A 21,235-nucleotide genomic window follows, 5' to 3' on the forward strand; every position below is an offset into this window, starting at 1 on the left:
TTTTAACAGTGCTAGAACGGTATTAAGCTGTAAAAATGACTTAAAAATATGATTTGTTTAGTTTAAAATTTCAATTTGAAACCTCATTCCATTCGGCGGAGGACATTTCAAATTTAATTTCTCCCTTACCATAAATTCCAACTTCCCTCCAACCAGCATTTCGATAAAATTTTTCCGCTCTTGTATTTGGTGAGGTGCTGAGCCAAACAGTTTTGTCAGTTTGAGAAAAATACCATTTCAACATAGTGTCGTGTAATTTTTTTCCTATACCCATTTTTTCATATTCGGGTAAAATAAATAATGCCCATATATTATTTTCCCGCAGATCGGCAATAGCAAATCCAACCAATAAATTATTCGTCTCGCAAACCCATCCTTTGCCTCTGTTTGTTATGTATTCAAAACAATCGGCATCTGTAACTAAATTGGGATCCGATAAAATGTTTTCTTTTACAGAATGGCGGATAATTTGAATCTCGGGGATGTCTGTAACCAACGCCTCTCTTATTTTCATAGTGCTAAGGTATAATTCCGTACCGGGATTATGTATTTTGACCTTTCAGATAGAATAAATGTTACAGCTTTTCCAAATTTATTATCTTTGAAAATATTTTCATCCAAAATGAAGCACCTCAATAACCATTTATTTGCCTTTTTTTTACTTTTATTTTCTGCCGGAATTGTGTTATCGCAAAACATTTCCGTGAAACCACTTGCTGAAAATTTCAATAAGGTAAATTCTAAAATCGTTCCTCCAGTTAATGACTGGCCTTGCGATGCAACCGTTCTTGAAGTAAATGAAAGTTGTTTGTTTGTAGATGGTACAAATGTGGGAGCCACAAATTCTGACGAAGCTATTGTTACCTGCGATGGTGATAGTGAGGGAGATATTTGGTTTCAGTTTACCGTTCCAGCCGGAGAATTTGTAATAATTGAAACTGATAATGGACCAACGGTAAATGATATGGGTATGCAGATCTATCATGGTTCTTGTGCCGACCTAAATAACTATCCTTCCGGTTGTATTGCGGATGGAAGTTCTTATGCTGATCTAATGCCTGGTTTCGCAATAGTACTGGCACCGGCAGGCACTACAATATTCTTGCGTTTGTGGGAAGTAAATAATGATGCCTTTGGTGATTTTTCGATCTGCGCTTATTCAGAATGTATCGAATCCATTGTGCCGGACGGCATAATAGCCACGGATACAATTTTATGTGATGAAGGTACTGTTACCTTAACAATTGATAATGGATCTTTAGGTTCAATGGCAAGTTGGATATGGTATGAGGACAATTGTGAATCAACCCCCATCAGCACGGATGATAATTTAGTTGTTTCACCTGATGTTAGCACAACTTATTACGTTCAGGCGGATGGTGCATGTTTCACAACTTTCTGCGTTCATTTAAGAATCGAAATTTCATCAGCACCGGAAACTCCTGTAATAATAGTTGACGACTGTAAATTAACTACGTATATTTTAAATGATGCAACCTATACCTGGTATCTGGATGGTGAAATAATTTCCGGGGAAACCAGTCATCTGATCAATATTAACGAAAGTGGCAACTACACTGTAATGATCACAAATGAAGACGGTTGTTCAATTTCGTCGGACGATGTTTTTGTGAATTGTGAAGCATTAGGAATTGATGATATTGTATCTGCAGATATCAGTGTATATCCTAATCCGGGAAACGGAGAATTTAATTTAGAAATAGGAGGATATTCCGGCGAATTATCCCTACAGATATTTGATATAATGGGAAGAGAAGTGAATAAACAAAATATATTTATTTCCCCTCAAAATAATACTGTTTCCATACAATTACCTGTGCCATCAGGCATGTATTTTTTACAGGTAAAGAATGAGGATGTTGATGAAGGTGCTGTTTTGATGATAGAATAATTAATTCCATTAATCTAAATGTTCTCCACGTATTATTTTTTGTAAGAATACGCGCATGGAGGAAAAATTATCGAACTGCATTTCTCTGAAATAGATTTCCTTGCCGTCAGTTGTAGTTAATTTTATCTTATCGTTTTCACTTTTTGTTGCAATTCTTCCCAAACTCTTTACAGTTTTCGGAACATAATGAAAAGTGCTGAATTCATGATATTGAATAGTGATCTTTTTTCGCGTTACAAATGCCATAATTGTTAAATAACTTTCATAAAACAAAACAACTTTAAGCGATAAAATAACATTTATGGAATAGGTAAGCCATAAACAGGCTAAACCCACTGCCAACATACTTGCAATAGGATCGTTACTTCCCATCAATATGGAATATAATATCCACCCAAAGAAAAAATATATAAAAATGGTAAGCACATAAACGATGCTGGTTTGGGATCGGAGGAGTAGTGGTTCGGGCATAAAAAACAAATTTACACAACACTTATAAGATCTATCCAATACACGTGTTTTTTTTCCATTTGAAATTCAATTTAATTTCACTCGCGAACGGAGGGATTAACTATTATAGAAGGAAAGGGTTCTTCATAAGGTTTAATATTAAAAACCATCTCCAGGGTATAAATTATTCCCCGGTCAGCAATATTGGGATCTGATTCAACTACAGATAAATATATTTGTTTTGTAATATCTCTTCCATTAAAATCATTTAGATTAGCATTGAGACCTATACCATCTGGTGATTCGAAAAATTGGATCGTGGAACCCTCCCCTGAAAAAGCAGGTGAAAGAAGTTCAACTTTTAAATATTCCGCATTAAAAATTTTGTGTTGAATACTTATGGATTTATCCACAACCTGCAATACATCTTTCATTAAGATAATTTCAGAATTTATTGAATTGTTACCTGATATTTTTAATATTGCTTTTAAAGGAGTTGATATAAAATTATTGTTAGTTTCTATTTCAATCACCTCTTTATTTATTACTTTTATTGTTTTAGTGGTAATGATATATTTTACATCAAATTGTTTTCTTTTAGTTTGTTTTTCCAGTAATAGTGTGCAGAAAGCATAGGCACCAGGCTCTGTAAATAAAAGTGAGGTTGTTATTTTTAAATAACCCTGCAAAGTATTATTTGTTGATTTGCACATTTCCACAAATTCAGCTTTATAATTTGCATTCGGTAATTGAACTGTTGCTAGAACTTTATTTTTATAAACCAACTTCGGTACAATTACATTTCCATCGGTTAATATTTCCATTCCATTTGCCGAATTCTGTGTCAGGATATAATTATTATATTGTTCTGATTCTATGGGAATTTCAATAGCTACATAATAACTATTCTCCATCTTTTCTGGTATCCATACTTTTTTTGTATCTCCATTACAAGATTCGAAATCGCTGATACTGTTAAATCTTGTACTGTTATCTCTGGCGAATAGAAGGTCATAAGTAAAAATATTCGCTCCGCGATCCTGCGTCTGCCACATTTGTTGAATAGGATGAATTTCTGCCCAACCTTTTTTTAATGTAAAACCTGAGGGAACAATAACTAAAGGCGATCCTCTATGTCCAAGATCCAAAACCCAGGGCCCATAAACGCAAGTTTGATTATTTTCCGGGTAGTTTAATGTTTCATCCGTAACGTAAATATCTGCATCACTGTTTTGGAAGTTAATTTCGTAGTGCAATGTACCTTTTAATTTTTCACGTATTTCAAAATCTCTTGTGGTAACTGCAATTACTCCCGGTCGTGTGGACGAATCGCCAATAAATTTAAATACATCAAGCGGATCCACCCATGCATTGAAATCGCTGTCGTCACCATAATGTATAGGATAACCATAGTCGGCCGAAGGGGGAGTTGACTTTTCGATCAAATTTCCACATAATGTTTTTTTATAACCATCTATAGGTTTCCAAGGTCCTCCTTTTTTACTTTCTGCGCTGCACAAACCTATATACTCATCCTTTTTGTAAAAACCCGTACCTGCAACTCCCATTTGATATTGCATGATAAAATGGAAGGCTTCTGTTTGTTCGGCAGTGGATGTAGGTGCTATATCAGGTAAAATAAAAGTTCCGGGTGAAGAATTATTTTCCGTATCTAATGTCGTATTCGATATTTCAATTCCGTCAAGTACACCTTGCGCTAAAAGCGTAATTGGTAAAAGGAATAATAAAAAAATGAGTTTAATTTTTCGCATAGGGAATAGGTTGGGTTAGCAAGGGTTCTAATGTAAAAATATAAAAAATGGATTAGGGGGTATCGTACCCCTTAAATTAGTAAGGTTAAAATTGATGGTCTATGTTACAAAAACAAGGTAATAAAATGAAAAATTTGTTACAAAGTAGGGGTAATAAATAAAAAATTGTCTCAGGGACTAGGGTAAAATATTTAATGGAATAGGTTCAAATTGGCAATAAATCATCCAGGATATAACAATGTGATTTTGTAATGCCGCAATTCATTGCGACTCTACGATAAACCATAAATTCAGGCTGGCGCTTTAATTTGAAATTAATGTAAAATTTACTGAAGTCCCCCGACCAGCCCTCGAAAAAATTGCAAGGTATTTTATCTGCACCCGATTGTAGCGGAAACCCCGCAGCGAGGAACGAGCGAGGAGTTGAAGCGAAAAGCGGGACCGACCCTTCGAAAGAACCCAAAAAGATATGTGCTCCAATTTTTTTTATCCTCTTATTAATCCGTAACTTTGCAGCGCCAAAACCATAACATTAACGGTTCAAATTAATAGCCACTTTGCCAAAAGTTACGATCGACGATATTTCTATTGAAGTTCCTGCGGGGACAACAATTTTAGAGGCTGCAAGAATGATAGGGGTGAATGTTCCTCCTGCCATGTGTTATTACAAGAGTTTGAAGGGAAGTGGCGGAAAATGCAGGGTTTGTCTTGTAAAAGTGAGCAAAGGTTCGGAAAAAGACCCTCGCCCCATGCCAAAATTAGTGGCGAGCTGCAGAACTACCGTTATGGATGGAATGGAGGTGAAAAATACTACATCACCCGAGGTAATTGAAGCCCGCAAAGGCGTTGTGGAGTTTTTACTGATCAATCACCCTCTCGATTGCCCCATTTGTGACCAGGCCGGTGAGTGTCATCTCCAGGACCTTAGTTATGAACACGGCGTGGCTTCCAGCCGATACGAATTTAAAAGAAGAACCTTCGAAAGTGACGATATCGGCGATAAGATAAAATTGCACATGAATCGCTGTATCCTTTGCTACCGCTGCACGCAGGTTGCAGACCAACTTACCGATCAACGCGTTCATGGGGTGCTTAACCGGGGAGAAGTGAGCGAAATTTCAACTTATATTAAAAAAGCAGTGGACAACGATTTCAGCGGGAATATGATTGATGTTTGTCCCGTAGGAGCGCTTACCGATAAAACTTTCCGTTTTAAAAGCCGTGTTTGGTTCACAAAACCAATGTACGCGCATCGCAATTGCGAGAAATGTTCTGGGAAGGTAACATTGTGGTATCAGGGAGAAGAAGTTTTAAGAGTTACCTCAAGAAAAGATAAATGGGGAGAAAGTGAAGGATTTATTTGCAACGAGTGCCGTTTCGATAAAAAAGAAACCAAAGATTGGGTTGTGGAAGGCCCGGCACATATTGATAACCATTCCGTTATTGCACAAAATCATTATGAACTGCCCTACGAATTACCTGTAGTGCAAAAGAAAATACAATAATTAGCAAATTAGCCAATTAGCAAATGATTGCATTAGGGTAATTTGAAAATTAATTTCTAAAATAAAGATTAAAGTAAGCCGCAAGCTTAAATGAAAAATAATTAATTTCCAGATAGAAATTAAAACATGAACAAAAAAACAATTTATCATTTCACGAAAACATCCCCATTTGCTAATTTGCTAATTGGCTAATTTGCTAATCAAAACCATGGCTGCAGTTTTAATTTTTAAAATCATTTTAATTGTAGTGCTTTTTGCGCTTTCTCTCACTATTGCTGCCTACAGCACTTATGCGGAAAGAAAGGTTGCTGCTTTTATGCAGGATAGACTCGGACCAAATCGCGCAGGACCATTTGGACTATTACAGCCGCTTGCAGATGGTCTTAAAATGTTTATGAAAGAAGAAATTTTACCTGCAACATCAAACAAATATTTATTTATTGCCGGTCCTGCAATTACAATGACCACGGCATTAATGACAAGCGCCGTTATTCCCTGGGGACCTGAAGTTACCATTGGGGGTGTTAAAGTTCCACTACAAGTAGCAGATATTAATATCGGAATATTATATGTATTAGGAGTAGTAAGTTTAGGAGTTTACGGAATTATGATAGGTGGTTGGGCTAGTAATAATAAATATTCATTATTGGGTGCTGTTCGGGCTTCCTCACAAATGATAAGTTATGAACTTGCCATGGGTATGAGCATTATTGCAATTATTATGTCGTCGGGTTCTTTAAGTATTGGTGATATAGTGGAAGGACAAAGTGCCTGGGCCGGAATGCACTGGAATGTATTTATTCAACCCCTCGGGTTTTTAATTTTTATTATTTGTGCATTTGCCGAATGTAACAGAACGCCATTCGACCTTCCGGAATCAGAAACAGAATTAGTAGGAGGATATCACACCGAATATAGTTCCATGAAACTTGGATTTTATTTATTTGCAGAATACGTAAATATGTTTATTTCCTCTGCAATGATATCTGCACTTTATTTTGGAGGATATAATTTTCCGGGAATGGATGCTGTGCAGAATTCTGTTGGAGAAGTGTGGTTCGCTTTAATATGTGTGGCAGTATTTTTTGCTAAAATATTATTCTTCATTTTCTTTTTCATGTGGGTGCGCTGGACAATACCGCGCTTCCGCTTCGATCAGTTAATGAATTTGGGATGGAAAGTATTATTGCCGTTGTCGATATTAAATGTTTTGATCACGGGGGCGGTGATTTTGTTTAGTTGAAGTAGGAAGTAGGAAGTAGGAAGTAGGAAATAGGACATAAGTCATATCATAGGTCATACGTCATAGGTCCTATGTCATAGGTCATACGTCATAGGTCATAAGTCATAGGTCATAAAAGTAAATGTATCAATTAATAGTAGTTACCTTAACATAAAATGCAACAACTAACAAACAGAAGTAAAGTAGTTTCCAATAAACAAATGACGTTTATGGAGAGGATGTATATTCCTGCATTGTTGGGGGGATTGCGCATTACGATAAAACATTTTTTTAAGAAGAAAGTCACCGTAAATTATCCCGAAGAAACCCGCGAACACAGTAAGGTTTGGCGCGGATTACATGTATTAAAAAGAGACGAAGAAGGAAGAGAAAATTGTACAGCCTGCGGATTATGCGCTGTAGCTTGTCCCGCAGAAGCAATAACAATGGTTGCGGAAGAAAGAAAAAAAGGTGAGGAACATTTATATCGCGAAGAAAAATATGCAACTGAATACAATATAAATATGCTGCGATGTATTTTTTGCGGATTATGTGAAGAAGCTTGTCCTAAAGACGCAATATATCTGACCGATCGCATTAATTTATCTAATTATAACCGCGATCAGTTTATTTATACCAAGGATATGTTGGTGGAAGGAGTTGCAAAAGAAGACCGAATTGATATTGATATCAGAAGAAAAGGAACCCGCGAGGGCGCCAATTAAACAATTAGAAAGAATTTGATTCACAACCAATGACCCAGATATTTTTTTATTTTCTTTCAGGGATCGCAATTGCAAGCAGTTTGTTAATGCTGTTTCAACGCAATGCTATGTATAGTGTATTATATTTATTGGTTTGTTTTTTTGCAGTTGCGGGTTTATACATTATGCTCAACGCGCAATTTTTAGCCATTGTGCACATTATAGTATATGCAGGAGCTATTATGGTATTGTTTTTATATGTGCTCATGTTTCTCAATTTAAACACATCTTCTACCTTTTCGAAAAGTAATCTTTTGCGATTTGCTGCTGTGCTCACCGGTGGAATGGTATTCATTTTATTATTTGCGAGTTTTTATCAAACACAGTTAACCTATGTTGCCGATTCGCTGCACGCAGAAACAGGATCTGTGCAAACCTTGGGAAAAGTATTATTCGATGAATTTTTAATTCCCTTCGAATTGACCAGTATTTTATTCCTCTCTGCAATGGTTGGTGTGGTTATTATAAATAAAAAGGAGTCGTCGAATGGATAATACCGGAACTTTAAGTCAGCAACTGGTTACAATTCCATTGGAAAATTATGTGGTTTTGAGTCTTATCCTTTTCAGCATTGGTGTGATCGGTATTTTAATGCGCCGAAATTTGATCGTAGTATTTTTAAGCATAGAATTAATGTTGAATTCCATCAATCTTATGGCAGCAGCATTTTCATCCTATAACAATGATCCTGCAGGTCAGGCATTTGTGTTTTTTATCATGGTGGTAGCTGCAGCAGAAGTGGCGATCGGATTGGCGATGTTGGTGATGATTTATAGAAATACAAAAACTTTGGATATTAACGCATTGAATAAACTTAAATGGTAATCTTTTGAATCAACAAACACTCAATATAATAGTTACCCTGATTCCAGCATTGCCTTTGCTTGGGTTTTTGATACATATTTTTTTAAAAAATAAGATCTCCGAAAAAGTTGCAGGATGGCACGCTAGTGCATGGATAGTGCTTTCCTTTATTCTTACTTTGGTATTATTTTTTGAATTGCGCTCCACTCCGGAAATAAATGTTCAGCTTTTTAACTGGTTTAGTGTTGGGGGGATGGAAATTCCATTCGCATTTTTAATTGATCACCTCAGCATATTAATGATGCTGGTGATAACCGGCGTGGGAAGTCTGATACATATTTATTCTATCGGTTATATGCACGGTGATGAAGGATTTAACCGATTCTTTTCTTACCTGAATTTATTTATTTTCTTCATGCTCACATTAGTAATGGCAAATAATTACGTGCTGATGTTCGTGGGTTGGGAAGGTGTTGGATTATGTTCCTATTTATTAATTGGATTCTGGTTTAAAAATCAGGAATATAATAAGGCAGCAAGCAAAGCCTTCATTATGAATCGAATTGGCGATCTCGCTTTATTGATCGGATTATTTCTCATGTTCCAATATTTAGGTACTCTTACTTTTGAAGGAGTTAACAATAAATTGGATGTGAGCTCTGGCGCAAGTTACGTGCCCGATACAAACATCATAACCATCATTACCATATTATTATTTATCGGAGCTTGTGGTAAAAGCGCACAAATTCCATTATATACCTGGCTACCCGATGCCATGGCGGGTCCTACACCGGTGAGTGCATTAATTCACGCCGCAACCATGGTAACTGCTGGTATTTATATGATAGTGCGCAGTAATTTATTGTTCTCACTGGCACCAATTACAATGGATATAATAATGGTGGTGGGTATAGTGACTGCTATTTTTGCTGGAAGTATCGCCTTAAAACAAAATGATATTAAAAAGGTTTTAGCCTACTCAACTGTTAGTCAATTAGGGTTGATGTTTTTTGCAATTGGTGTTGGTGCATATGAAGCTGCTTTTTTTCATTTAATTACCCACGCATTCTTTAAGGCATTATTATTCCTCAGTGCAGGTTCTGTTATTCACGGTTTGCACGGAGAGCAGGATATTCGCAAAATGGGTGGTATAGGAAAATATATGAAAGTAACGCATTGGGTCTTCGGATTTGGTGTTTTGGCAATAATGGCTGTGCCTCCTTTCAGCGGATTTTTCTCTAAAGATGATATTTTAGCTGGGGCCTATATGCGCAGTCCGGTTTTGTGGGGATTGGGATTGATCGCCGGATTATTTACTGCATTTTATATGATGCGATTATATTATCTCGTGTTCAGAGGTGACGAGAGAATGAATGAACAAACAAAAAGTAAAATTCATGAATCGCCAAAAGTAATTACTGTGCCTTTGATCATTTTATGTGTGCTTGCGATCTTTGGGGGATTGATAAATATTCCAGAATTATTTGGGGGAGATAAAATGATGATGCATTATTTTAGTGATATCGTCCCCATTCACGAACATCATTTAGATACTACTACCGAATGGATATTGATGTTTATTGCAAGTATGGCAATTGTATTAACCATTGTGGCTGCACGCATTAAATATTTGGAACGCAAAGCCGTTCCGGAAAGTGATGTTGATATGCACGGCGCCGGTAAAATATTAAATGAAAAATTTTATATAGATGAAATATATAATGCTGTAATTGTTAAACCTTTACACGCCTTAAGTGAATTTTTTTATAAAATATTCGACCTGCAAATTATTGATGGATTTGTGAATGGTGCGGCGAAAACCACAGGATATATTGCAACACAATTAAAAAGTATTCAAACCGGAAATGTAAGTTTTTATTTATTCGCCATGGCTTTGGGCATGGGCGGAATTATCCTTTTAATTATTTTGATGTAATTCATGCTGACATTAATACTTATATTATTACCAATTGTTTCAGGACTGATCATTTATTTTCTTCCTGAAAATTTTGCGAAACAATTTTCGCTGGTGTCGGCACTTGCATCTTTAGCATTGGGTATAGTCACATATTGTCAGTTTGATATAGCAGGAGGAACTCAGTTTGTTATTAATGAGGCATGGGTTAATATGCTGGGAATTCGTTTCCATATTGGTATGGATGGTATCAGTTTATTGATGATATTATTATCTAATATTTTATCTCCATTAATTATTCTTTCCTCCTTTAAAGACAAATACGAAAATCCAAAAATATTTTACTCCTTTTTACTGATCATGCAAGGTGCAATGAACGGCGTTTTTGTTTCACTGGATATGTTCCTTTATTATATTTTCTGGGAACTTGCATTAATACCTGCGTATTTTCTTGTGTTGTGGTGGGGAAGGGGAGATAATAAAAAGATAACCGCTAAGTTTTTTATTTACACCCTTTTCGGAAGTTTATTTATGCTTATTGCCATTATCTGGTTGAGTATACAAAGTGAAACTCCGTCAACAGATATTTTAGCTATATATCAATTAAATATTCCGGTAAATATTCAATTGTATTTATTCCTGGCATTTATGCTTGCATATGCAATTAAAATTCCGGTATTTCCTTTTCATACCTGGCAACCGGATACCTACACCTATTCTCCATCGCCTGCAACTATGCTGTTGGGAGGAGTTATGCTGAAGATGGGTTTATACAGTATCATTCGCTGGGTAATTCCGGTTGTTCCACATGCCGTGGAAGAATATGGAATATATGTGATCGTTTTTGCATCGATAGGTGTACTGTATGCTTCTTTAATTGCCTGGGTGCAAAAAGATCTCAAAAAATTATTTGCCTATTCGAGTATAGCACACGTTGGTTTAATTACTGCCGGATTATTTACTGCAACTCAAATGGGTTTACAGGGCGGATTAAATCAAATGCTTGCGCATGGCATTAATGTAGTTGGTTTGTTTTATGTATGTCAGATATTATACCGCAAATTTCATGATCACGATATTCATTCCATGGGTGGAATAAGAACTAAGGCACCTTTATTTGCAGGGTTATTTTTGGTGATATTACTTGCAAGTGTTGCATTGCCGTTAACCAATGCTTTTCCGGGAGAATTTATGTTGTTGAATTCTATTTTCGGAGTAAACCCATGGTTGTGTTTACTTGCAGGTAGCGGGGTTATTTTAGGAGCAGTTTATATGTTCTCGGCTTATCGGAGAGTGATGTTGGGAGAGGTAAACAATAAAACGAATACCTTTTCCGATCTCGATACTATGGATAAATGGGTATTGATACCTATTGTGATATTAATTTTTGTTTTCGGCGTTTATCCGCAATTGATAACAAATCTTACTGAACAAAGTGTGAGTGATATTATTTTACAATACCAAACAAAGATCAACGGAACAATAATTAAATAAATGACCTCAATTATAATTTTAGCAGCAGCAGGTATTGCGTCCATGTTTGTGGGGGTGTTTAAATTTAAGCGCATTGCATTGCCGTTGGTGTTACTCGCCTGTATCGCAGCGCTATGTATCATCTTTTTAAAATTAAATGGCGGTTATGAGGATATTATCGGAAATATGTTGCAATTCGATCCATTTTCCTATGGATTCAGCATAATTATGATCTTATTGACCATGGGTGTATTCATCATCAGCAAATATTATTTCCGGGAAAACATGGAACACCTGGGGGATATTTATTCTTTGTTTCTTTTTTCGATGATAGGTGGAATATTGCTCGTTTCTTTTCAAAGTCTGGTAATGTTATTTATCAGTATCGAGATACTTTCCATTCCATTATATGTTCTTGCTGCGAGTAACAGAAAAAATTTATTCAGCAATGAGGCGGGATTAAAATATTTTTTAATGGGATCCTTTGCTTCCTGTTTTTTATTGTTGGGAATAACATTTATTTATGGAACTGCCCACACGTTTGAAATGCAGGGAATATTTAATTTTATTTATGCCTCTGAAGGGGATCTACCCGCTTTATTTATTACAGGATGTTTTTTAATTCTCGGAGCTTTTATTTTCAAAATTTCCGCTGTGCCATTTCATTTCTGGGCACCGGATGTATATGAGGGGTCTCCTAGTGTGATCACCGCCTTTATGGCGACCGTAGTTAAAACTGCAGCTTTTGGTGGCCTCATTCGTTTTATAGTGATGTCAGGTTTAGTACAAACCGATAATTGGCAAGAGATAATTACTGTAGTTGCAATTCTCACTTTAATTGTAGGGAATGTAACTGCGTTATACCAAACCAATTTTAAAAGATTATTGGCTTATTCAGGTATTGCAAATGCGGGTTATGTTTTGGTTGCCGTTGCAACATTGCAAGTAAATACCTATGAATATATTTTATATTATTTAGCATCTTATGGAGTTGCCAGTATTTTAGCATTCACCATTTATTCCATCATTAAAGATCATACAGGTATAAATACCATCGACGGTTTAAAAGGGCTTTTTGTTAAAAATAAAATGCTTGCCGTTACTCTTGCCTTTGCCATGTTATCGCTGGCTGGTATTCCTCCATTGGCAGGTTTCTTCGGAAAATATGCCGTATTCGCAAATGCTATTCAGGCCGATCAGATATGGTTGGTAGTGGTTGCTGTTGTCACCTCTTTGGTGGGCGTATTTTATTATTTCCGTGTAATGGCAAATGCCTTTAATACCAATAGTGAGATTCCTGTTGTGCCTATACATTTCAGTTATAAACTGGTTTTGATACTGGGTGTCATCATACTTCTGGTTTTGGGTCTGATGCCTGATCTTATTACGGATCTTATTGCCTGAAACAGGTTTCTACATTAAAAAAAGTTAAAATCGGGGATTCTTCGCATAATTTTTCATTTTAAACAGTTAACTTGGTTTCCTATTCATTAACCGGTCTTTCGGACCGGAAGTTTTTTGTGTCTAAAATATAAATGGGACACAAACGACTTCAGGTTGGAAGATAAAAATATCAGATCATGAAAAAAGTAACTTTATTTGCAACCATCATCGTGTTTTTTGTTGCAACAGGATTAATTCTCCAATCCTTTACCGGAAACGTACTTAAAATAGAGGGAAAAAACGTAGATATTTCAGCATTTACGGAATTAAATGTTGAAGTGCCTTATGATATTATTTTTACTCAAGATAATGCAGCCACGCTGAAAATTGATGCAGATGCGGCAACAATTGAAAAAATAGAGGTATTGCAGAAGGGCGATAAACTAACTATTGGAATTAAAGACAACCAATATAAAAATACCAAGGGAGGTGATGTAAAAATTTATCTCAGTACCGCTGCTTTAAAAACAATTAATGTTGCCGGAAGCGGAAATTTTACATCAACAAATATTATTACAAATAATGAAACAATTGCAACTTCAGTAGCAGGCTCCGGAAATATAGATGCATCTATTCAATCTGCAGGATTAAAGGGTGATATAGCTGGAAGTGGCAATATCACGCTAAAAGGGACTACCAAAAAAGTAACTTTCAGTATAGCAGGTTCGGGCAATTTTATGTTAAATGATTTAATTGCAGAAGATGTTACCGGTGATATTGCAGGAAGCGGAAGTGCAAAGGTTTATGCCAATAATATGCTCGAGGCAAGTATTGCAGGTTCAGGTGATATTATTTATTACGGAAATCCTAAAGATGTGAAGAAAAATGTTGCAGGATCGGGTAAAGTAATTGATAATTGACAATTGATAATTGACAATGTTCGATGGGAGGATGATTTTGCTTCGAGTGAATTGAGAATGGAGAGTTGAGAATGTAGTCGGGAGGGTGATTTTACTTCGCGTGGAAAGGAATATTTAATTATTAATTGATCATAAATCCTAAATGGGACGCACTCATTACTCATTACTCATTACTCATAACTCATTACTCATAACTCATAACTCATTACTCATTGTAAAATGCGAAGTTTAAGTTCCAATCAAGGCAAACTCACCACTCGCCATTTGTCAAGAGTCATTAGTCAGGAGTAAACTCATACGGCTATCGAAAAGCGAACTCACGCCTCACGATTCACGCCTCACGATTATCGATAGACTTGGTCAGTAGAAAAAACTTACTGCATACGTGAATCAACTCACTACTCACCACTCCCCCCCTCACCTAAGAATACTTCTCCCAATTACAATCCTCTGCACCTCACTCGTTCCTTCATAGATCTGTGTGATCTTTGCATCGCGCATTAAACGTTCAACGTGATATTCTTTTACGTAACCGTAACCGCCGTGAATTTGCACTGCTTCCACTGTGGTGCGCATGGCAACTTCGCTTGCAAATACTTTAGCCATACTTGATGCGAGGTCATAATTTTCGTGTGCGTCTTTTAATTGTGCAGCTTTATAAATTAATAATCGCGCAGCTTCAATTTCGGTTGCCATGTCGGCCAATTTAAATTGAATTGCCTGATGTTGTGCTATTTCTTTTCCGAAAGCTTTTCTTTCTTTTGCATATTGTAACGATAATTCATAGGCACCTGCAGCAATTCCCAATGCTTGTGATGCAATTCCAATTCTTCCGCCGCTTAATGTTTTCATCGCAAAAGAAAATCCGAAACCATCATCACCAATTCTGTTTTCTTTAGGAACTTTTACATCATTAAATAATAGAGTATGTGTATCACTTGCGCGAATCCCGAGTTTATCTTCTTTCGCTCCGACAATAAATCCGTCCATGCCTTTTTCAACAATAAGACAATTTATTCCTTTGTGACCTTTCTCAACACTTGTTTGTGCCATTACTAAATAAATACTCGCCGTTCCTCCGTTGGTGATCCAGTTTTTTGTTCCGTTCAATAAATAATGATCACCCATATCTTCCGCAGTGGTGCGTTGAGATGTTGCATCACTTCCTGCTTCAGGTTCACTCAAACAAAAGGCACCTATTTTTTTTCCGGAAGCGAGATCCGGTAAATATTTTCTTTTTTGTTCTTCGGTTCCAAAGTTTTCTAATCCCCAACACACCAGCGAATTATTTACACTCATAATTACACTGCATGAACTATCTACTTTCGAAATTTCTTCCATTGCAAGTACATAACTCATGGTATCCATTCCGCCTCCACCGTAATCAGGAGAGACCATCATTCCTAAAAAGCCGAGTTCACCCATTTGTTTTACCTCTTCATAGGGATAACGCATTTCGCGATCGCGATCTATAACTCCGGGTTTTAAAACATTTTGTGCAAAATCTCTTGCCGCTTGTTTTATCATGAGTTGCTCTTCGGTAAGTTCGAAATTCATATTGTGTAATTTATAGTTTAAATTTATTTTCTTTGCGCAAATTTATTGATCTGCGAGTTGATTTATTGTTTTGCTTGTGGAATAATTTTCCAGATAAGGAATGATAATTACTTTTCCACCATTTAATTTCATGGTGTCGGCTCCTACTATTTCGTCTGCATTATAATCTCCACCCTTCACCAATACATCCGGTTTAATCATTTTAATCAGCTGATCAGGAGTATCTTCTTCAAAAATAATAACTGCATCAACGGCATATAAACTCGCCAATAATAATGCGCGATCTTCCACAGTATTAATTGGTCTGCTTTCTCCTTTTAATCTTTTAACCGATGCATCTGAATTTAATCCAATTATGAGTACTGCATTATCTTCTAATCCGTTTGCTTTATTTAATAACCATGCATGCCCCTTGTGTAAAATATCAAAACATCCATTGGTAAAAATAATTTTTTTATTGTGAAAGCGCCATACCGATAACTTTTGCAGAAGTGATCTCTCATCACAAATTTTTTCTAATATAACTTCATTCTTCTTCATGCGTAAGTTCTTTTCGGGTGACCCGTGATAAAAGTAATAAGGATATTACTCCCACAAAAATAATCATAATTGTTTGTGCGCTCCAGGCCAACCAGCTAAAAGATATTGCATAGGTGCGGTCGAGCCCGTAGAGTGCCACTAATGTTTCCGTTACGATCAGTTGATAGGCTCCTATACCTCCCGGTGTGCTTATTATTCCAACTGTGCCAAAAACAAGAACTGCCAATGCCTGGTTTAATCCAAAATGTGTTGTTTGTTCTATTGCATAAAAACAAACATAAACCATTAAAAAATAACAGACCCAGATCAATATAGAATAAAAAATAAAAAGTTTGAAGTTTTTCAAATGGCGGATAGAATAAATACCATCACGCACATTCATTGCCATAATTTTTAACTTAAGGTAGGCTTCTGTATGTTTAAATTTTTTAATGAGGAACCAGACAAGGAAAATAAAAGTCAAAACACTTGCAATAATAATAATTATTGTGGTGGTGCTAAAGGAAATTTTTTCTGAAATAGGAATGATCACCTTCTCATTAAAAAAATCGTATATGAGTGTAAATTGTGTTACAAATAATAGAAAGGTTGCCAAAAATAAAAATAAAAGATCGATGGAGCGTTCAACAACTAATGTTCCCAAGGCTTTATCAAATGGAACTTTTTCATATCGCTGCATAATTCCGCAACGTGTTACCTCTCCTAAACGCGGCACTGCCATATTGGTGAGATAAGCTATCATCACCGAATAAAAAGTTGTTTTTAAACGCGGATCATAACCCAGGGGTTTAAGCATCATTTTCCAACGAAGCGCTCTTATATAATGACTGAATACTCCGATCAGAATAGATAAAGCCACCCACCAATAATTTGCCGAACGAAACGACAAACGCAATTCGTCTTTTTGTTCCGGTGTAAGATCTTTTGTTATATACCAAATGAGTGCAATTCCAATGGATAGGAATATCACAAATTTCAGAATATTAAAAAAGAGCTTCCTTCCCACCTTTTATTTAAGTGAATTAGTTTGGCTGTCAGGAAAGATCACAGTAGGAATAAATTTCTTTGCCTCCTCAAATTCCATGGAGGCATACGAACAAATGATCACAATATCATTCAGTTCCACCCTCCGTGCAGCGGGCCCGTTCAGACATATCACGCCGGATCCGCGTTCTCCCTTAATAATATAAGTCTCCAACCGTTCCCCGTTTCCAAGGTTGAGCACCTGAACCTTTTCATTTTCTATCATATTTGCAGCATCCATAAGGTCTTCATCAATAGTTATACTGCCGATATAGTTGAGATTCGCCTCCGTTACCCTGACACGGTGAATCTTGCTTTTTAAGATTTCAATACGCATAGCGGGTGCAAAGGTAGCGGAAAATGTACCAATGTACCAATGAACAGCCTTGATGTACCAATGCCTGCCCGGCTTTTTTTGACGGGAACAGCCAGCCCTGACGGGCACCCTCGACCTACCAGGTTTTTTTAACCTGTGAGGTTTGAGGGAGGGGATGAAAATTTACCTATGGATCAGCCAGCCCTGATGGGATTATTAGCCAAATAGCAAATTTGTAAATGGAACAGCCGAAAATGTACCGATGTACCAATGCCTGCCCGGTTTTTTTTGACGGGAACAGCCAGCCCTGACGGGCACCCTCGACCTACCAGGTTTTTTTTAACCTGTGAGGTCTGAGGGAAGGGGGAGGAAAATTTACCAATGGATCAGCCAGCCCTGATGGGATTATTAGCCAAATAGCAAATTTGTAAATGGAACAGCCGAAATTATACCAATGGAACAGCCGAAAATGTACCAATTACCAGCCGAAAAGAATGGGGAACTGAGAATGAAACAGTCGAGAATACTCGCGACCTCAAGGGGCATCAATTAACAAATTACCCGATTATCAAATTAACAAATGTCTTATCTGGATACTAGCAAAAGAATCATACGGCTCCGATCAATTAACAAGCTAACTCAAATGTAATTTATTGCAGTATCATATTAAAAAAATATACTTTTTCTTTCGAGTATAATTTTACAAGGTAATATCCTTTCATAAAATTGGTAAAATCAAAGGAGACCTCATTTTCAAAATCAAATGTTGATTGCAAAAGTAAACCTTGTAAGGACATAATTTCCAGTGTTGCATTTTCGAGAAATAATTCATCTCTTGATTTAATTGTTACTTTGCCAAAGGAGGGTACGGGAAATATATAAATGTCATCAGACAACAAACTACAATCTGATATTAAAATAGAGTCTGAAAGTATTTTACATCCTGTAGTTGAGGTAACGGAATATTCTCCAACGGAATTTACTATTATGGTTTGAGTGGTTTCTCCGGTATTCCATAAATAATTTGGCAACTCTCCGGCATCCAAAATAATTTCAGGTGAATTAAAATCGCAGAGGTCAATATCATTGCCAAGATTTAATTGGGCATTAAAATAAATATCCTCCTTAACAGTAAAATATTCAAAGAAATCATAACATGGTAATGCATAGTGCAAATTGTAAGTTCCAGGTTCAGTAATTGTTGTTGATTGCATTGTATCTCCATTGCTCCATAAATATTTTGTAAATCCATTAGGCCCCTCAACATTCAGGCTCCAATTATTAGCACAAACAACTGTGTCAGGTATAGTAAAATGTAAAAGGCTGTCGTCCAATGGCGGAACTACATAAATATTAAACGAATCAATATAGGTGTTACATACAATATGTGCTGTTAAAATATAGGTATCTTCTTCATAAATATAAGTTGAATTTAAATCTGAACCAGTGCTCCATAAATAATCATCATAAAATTCTGTTGAGGATAAATTATAGGGTATTTCATTGGGGCAGATCGTTTTATCTTGTACAGATGTAAATGTAGTATCAATATGGAATGTAACTATGGAGCTATCTATTAATGTTACAATACTATCTGTATATTGTAACCAATAAATTCCGGGCGTAGAAATTGTTGTAAACCTTGTAGTATCTCCATTACTCCACAGATAATCGCCGGGCCCCAGATTTATATCCCAATATAAAATATCATCTTCACATAACATTGTATCCGGTAAAAATTTTCCGTTACATAAGGTAAGCGAAAGGTCATCAATAAAAAAATAAATATTCTCCTCTGCAATTTCAGGATAAGTATAACCCGGTATAGGGATTTTTGCAGTATGTAATTCATCTTTGAAATTCCCCATTGTGAACCAGGCTTCACCGCCTTCTGCTAAGTAGTAACACGACATTTTCGTCCAACCACCGGGTGTTATTACAAAATTTCCTAAAACATTACTAACATGAGCGTCAACACCCAATGTATCATATTCAAAAAAGTCTGTTATTCGTGGTTCTGAAAAATATAATCCTATGGCGTCTGAAGTTAATAGTTTAACAATGTCACCTTCAATTATTCTGGTTGCCGGCGCAAGCCATCCTTCAAAATAATAATATTCTCCAGCAATTAATGAATCATTTAATTGAGCTTGTATATACTCTCTGTAATTTGTATTATTATGTGATATGAAACTGCCTAGATAGGCGATTCCGGAATGAGCAGGTTGATATGCACTGCATAAATTAGTGGGAACGCTCACCTCTGTCTCAAATATACTATCACCACATGGGTGATAATAATCAGATGTTCCATCGGTAGGTATATACCAATCTTTGATGTGTGTTTCATCTAATTGGTAAAGTCCGGATGTATAATGCGGACATGCTGTTCTGATTTCGAAATCAGGATTTGGTAAAAGGTTTTGCCCACTTAGTGAAATGTTTTCAAAAAGACATCTAAAAAATAATAATGTGAGTATAATTTTTGACATAGAGATAATTCAAATATAGCTGAATTTTATCAAACGCAATTAGAAATTTAGTTCCATTTTGAATTTGCGAGTCTCTATTTATAAATTAAGTTACGACCAACGAAGGCTATTTAATTTATTTTTTCTTGTTAAATTTTATAGGGATAAGTAACAGTCAATTACCGAAAGTTTATTTTACGATTAAATTTTACCTTCTCAACCCGACCTCACAGGTTTGTAAAGCCTGGTAGGTCTACAACTAAATTATCCAATAACCTAACGCCACCAACAATCACGGATGTTATAATAACAACTCGCGCAGTATCAGATAAACTTTTTATAGGTTGCAAATTCTCCGCATTTAAAATTTCAAAATAATCAACCTTAAAATCCTCCAAAACATTTAAAGAATTCACAGCGATATTTTCGATTTCGGATGTAGGTAAAATTCGCAATAAAGAAGATGCATAATTTAAGGTGGCATAAATTGCTCCGGCTTTTTTTCTAAGTTCCGGGGATAAACGCACATTTCTCGAGCTCATCGCCAAACCATGCAATTCCCGATAAATTGGGCAAATTACCGCTTCAGTGGGTATCTGCATTTGTTTTATAAGTGCAGTAAGGACCATACATTGTTGATAGTCCTTTTGTCCGATAAACAGTTTATCGGGTAAAACCACCTCTAAAAGTATCTTTACAACTTGTGCTACTCCTGCAAAGTGTCCGGGGCGACTAGCTCCTTCCAGGAGGGTTTCTATCCCCCCAAAACTGAATTTTTCGGTTGCAGCCTCACCGAGAGGATAAATATCGGTCACTTCCGGCAGGTATAATATATCACAGCCGGCCTTTTCAAGCATATTTATATCGCTTTCTATGGGTCTGGGATACTTTTCCAGGTCTTTAGGATCGTTAAATTGGGTTGGGTTGACAAAAATGCTGCAAACAGTAATGCTTGTAGAGCCCTTGCTCACCGAAATAAGGGAAATATGGCCTTCGTGAAGTGCACCCATGGTGGGAACAAAACCGATTTTATGCCCGGAAGCCCTAAGGTTTTGGAGTAAAGGTGTTAACGTATTGCGGTGTTTTATGATCTGCATGCCCTGATTTTACTGTATTTCAGTCGGTTTTTACTATTCCTCATTTAATTTCTGAAAGTACTTGCATAAGTACATTCTGAACTATATTTTGTAACTTTGCAGCTCAAAATT

General features: G+C 36.3%; 19 protein-coding genes. 10 read left to right on the plus strand and 9 right to left on the minus strand.

Annotated elements, in window-relative coordinates:
* Window positions 1–70 precede the first annotated feature (70 nt).
* Window positions 71–514, minus strand: coding sequence for a GNAT family N-acetyltransferase (locus IPI31_05835; GenBank protein ID MBK7567331.1), 444 nt, complete (start codon window positions 512–514; stop codon window positions 71–73).
* Between the two features lie 108 nt (window positions 515–622).
* Here IPI31_05835 and IPI31_05840 point away from each other — a divergent pair, with 108 nt between their 5' ends.
* Entirely contained in the window at window positions 623–1,912 is a 1,290-nt protein-coding gene (locus IPI31_05840; GenBank protein ID MBK7567332.1) for a T9SS type A sorting domain-containing protein, read from the plus strand.
* A gap of 9 nt (window positions 1,913–1,921) precedes the next feature.
* Here IPI31_05840 and IPI31_05845 read toward each other — a convergent pair whose 3' ends face one another.
* On the minus strand, window positions 1,922–2,383 hold the full coding sequence (locus IPI31_05845) for a hypothetical protein (GenBank protein MBK7567333.1): 462 nt from the start codon (window positions 2,381–2,383) through the stop codon (window positions 1,922–1,924).
* A 77-nt stretch (window positions 2,384–2,460) separates the two neighbouring features.
* Window positions 2,461–4,134 carry a hypothetical protein gene (locus IPI31_05850; GenBank protein MBK7567334.1) on the minus strand — a complete coding sequence of 558 codons (1,674 nt, stop codon included), beginning with the start codon at window positions 4,132–4,134 and terminating at the stop codon, window positions 2,461–2,463.
* A gap of 548 nt (window positions 4,135–4,682) precedes the next feature.
* Between IPI31_05850 and IPI31_05855 the strand changes: the two genes are divergently transcribed.
* The 9 genes from IPI31_05855 to IPI31_05895 all read left to right on the plus strand — a co-directional run bounded on the left by IPI31_05855 (window position 4,683) and on the right by IPI31_05895 (window position 14,120).
* A complete protein-coding gene (locus tag IPI31_05855) occupies window positions 4,683–5,639 on the plus strand; it encodes a (2Fe-2S)-binding protein (GenBank protein ID MBK7567335.1) in 957 nt (318 codons plus the stop codon).
* Between the two features lie 208 nt (window positions 5,640–5,847).
* A complete protein-coding gene (gene nuoH / locus IPI31_05860; GenBank protein MBK7567336.1) occupies window positions 5,848–6,882 on the plus strand; it encodes an NADH-quinone oxidoreductase subunit NuoH in 1,035 nt (344 codons plus the stop codon).
* A 155-nt stretch (window positions 6,883–7,037) separates the two neighbouring features.
* Entirely contained in the window at window positions 7,038–7,586 is a 549-nt protein-coding gene (gene nuoI, locus IPI31_05865) for an NADH-quinone oxidoreductase subunit NuoI (GenBank protein MBK7567337.1), read from the plus strand.
* A gap of 29 nt (window positions 7,587–7,615) precedes the next feature.
* Window positions 7,616–8,119, plus strand: a complete 504-nt coding sequence (locus IPI31_05870) for an NADH-quinone oxidoreductase subunit J (GenBank protein ID MBK7567338.1) — start codon at window positions 7,616–7,618, stop codon at window positions 8,117–8,119.
* Complete coding sequence (nuoK, locus tag IPI31_05875; protein ID MBK7567339.1) at window positions 8,112–8,450, plus strand: NADH-quinone oxidoreductase subunit NuoK; 339 nt, start codon at window positions 8,112–8,114, stop codon at window positions 8,448–8,450. The genes IPI31_05870 and nuoK overlap by 8 nt, the downstream gene beginning before the upstream one ends.
* 4 nt (window positions 8,451–8,454) lie before the next feature.
* Window positions 8,455–10,365 (plus strand): NADH-quinone oxidoreductase subunit L, encoded by a 1,911-nt coding sequence (gene nuoL, locus IPI31_05880; protein MBK7567340.1) that lies wholly within the window; start codon window positions 8,455–8,457, stop codon window positions 10,363–10,365.
* Window positions 10,366–10,368: 3 nt separating this feature from the next.
* Window positions 10,369–11,838 carry an NADH-quinone oxidoreductase subunit M gene (locus IPI31_05885; GenBank protein MBK7567341.1) on the plus strand — a complete coding sequence of 490 codons (1,470 nt, stop codon included), beginning with the start codon at window positions 10,369–10,371 and terminating at the stop codon, window positions 11,836–11,838.
* Window positions 11,839–13,221 (plus strand): NADH-quinone oxidoreductase subunit N, encoded by a 1,383-nt coding sequence (locus IPI31_05890; protein MBK7567342.1) that lies wholly within the window; start codon window positions 11,839–11,841, stop codon window positions 13,219–13,221.
* A 176-nt stretch (window positions 13,222–13,397) separates the two neighbouring features.
* Window positions 13,398–14,120, plus strand: a complete 723-nt coding sequence (locus IPI31_05895) for a DUF2807 domain-containing protein (GenBank protein MBK7567343.1) — start codon at window positions 13,398–13,400, stop codon at window positions 14,118–14,120.
* A 417-nt stretch (window positions 14,121–14,537) separates the two neighbouring features.
* On the opposite strand, the gene IPI31_05900 is transcribed toward IPI31_05895, so the two are convergent.
* From IPI31_05900 to IPI31_05925, 6 genes are all read right to left on the minus strand, one after another.
* Window positions 14,538–15,677, minus strand: a complete 1,140-nt coding sequence (locus IPI31_05900) for an acyl-CoA dehydrogenase (protein MBK7567344.1) — start codon at window positions 15,675–15,677, stop codon at window positions 14,538–14,540.
* Between the two features lie 42 nt (window positions 15,678–15,719).
* Entirely contained in the window at window positions 15,720–16,217 is a 498-nt protein-coding gene (rfaE2, locus tag IPI31_05905) for a D-glycero-beta-D-manno-heptose 1-phosphate adenylyltransferase (protein MBK7567345.1), read from the minus strand.
* Window positions 16,204–17,187: a flippase-like domain-containing protein gene (locus IPI31_05910; protein ID MBK7567346.1), complete on the minus strand. Its 984-nt coding sequence runs from the start codon at window positions 17,185–17,187 to the stop codon at window positions 16,204–16,206. The genes rfaE2 and IPI31_05910 overlap by 14 nt, the downstream gene beginning before the upstream one ends.
* A 39-nt stretch (window positions 17,188–17,226) precedes the next feature.
* The gene (locus IPI31_05915; protein MBK7567347.1) at window positions 17,227–17,577 is read right to left on the minus strand and encodes an aspartate 1-decarboxylase; all 351 of its coding nucleotides are present in this window, start codon (window positions 17,575–17,577) and stop codon (window positions 17,227–17,229) included.
* A gap of 629 nt (window positions 17,578–18,206) precedes the next feature.
* Window positions 18,207–20,048 carry a T9SS type A sorting domain-containing protein gene (locus IPI31_05920; protein MBK7567348.1) on the minus strand — a complete coding sequence of 614 codons (1,842 nt, stop codon included), beginning with the start codon at window positions 20,046–20,048 and terminating at the stop codon, window positions 18,207–18,209.
* Window positions 20,049–20,254: 206 nt separating this feature from the next.
* The gene (locus IPI31_05925; protein MBK7567349.1) at window positions 20,255–21,124 is read right to left on the minus strand and encodes a pantoate--beta-alanine ligase; all 870 of its coding nucleotides are present in this window, start codon (window positions 21,122–21,124) and stop codon (window positions 20,255–20,257) included.
* Window positions 21,125–21,235: the final 111 nt, after the last annotated feature.

The organism is Bacteroidota bacterium (assembly GCA_016706865.1).
Classification (GTDB): domain Bacteria; phylum Bacteroidota; class Bacteroidia; order Chitinophagales; family BACL12; genus UBA7236.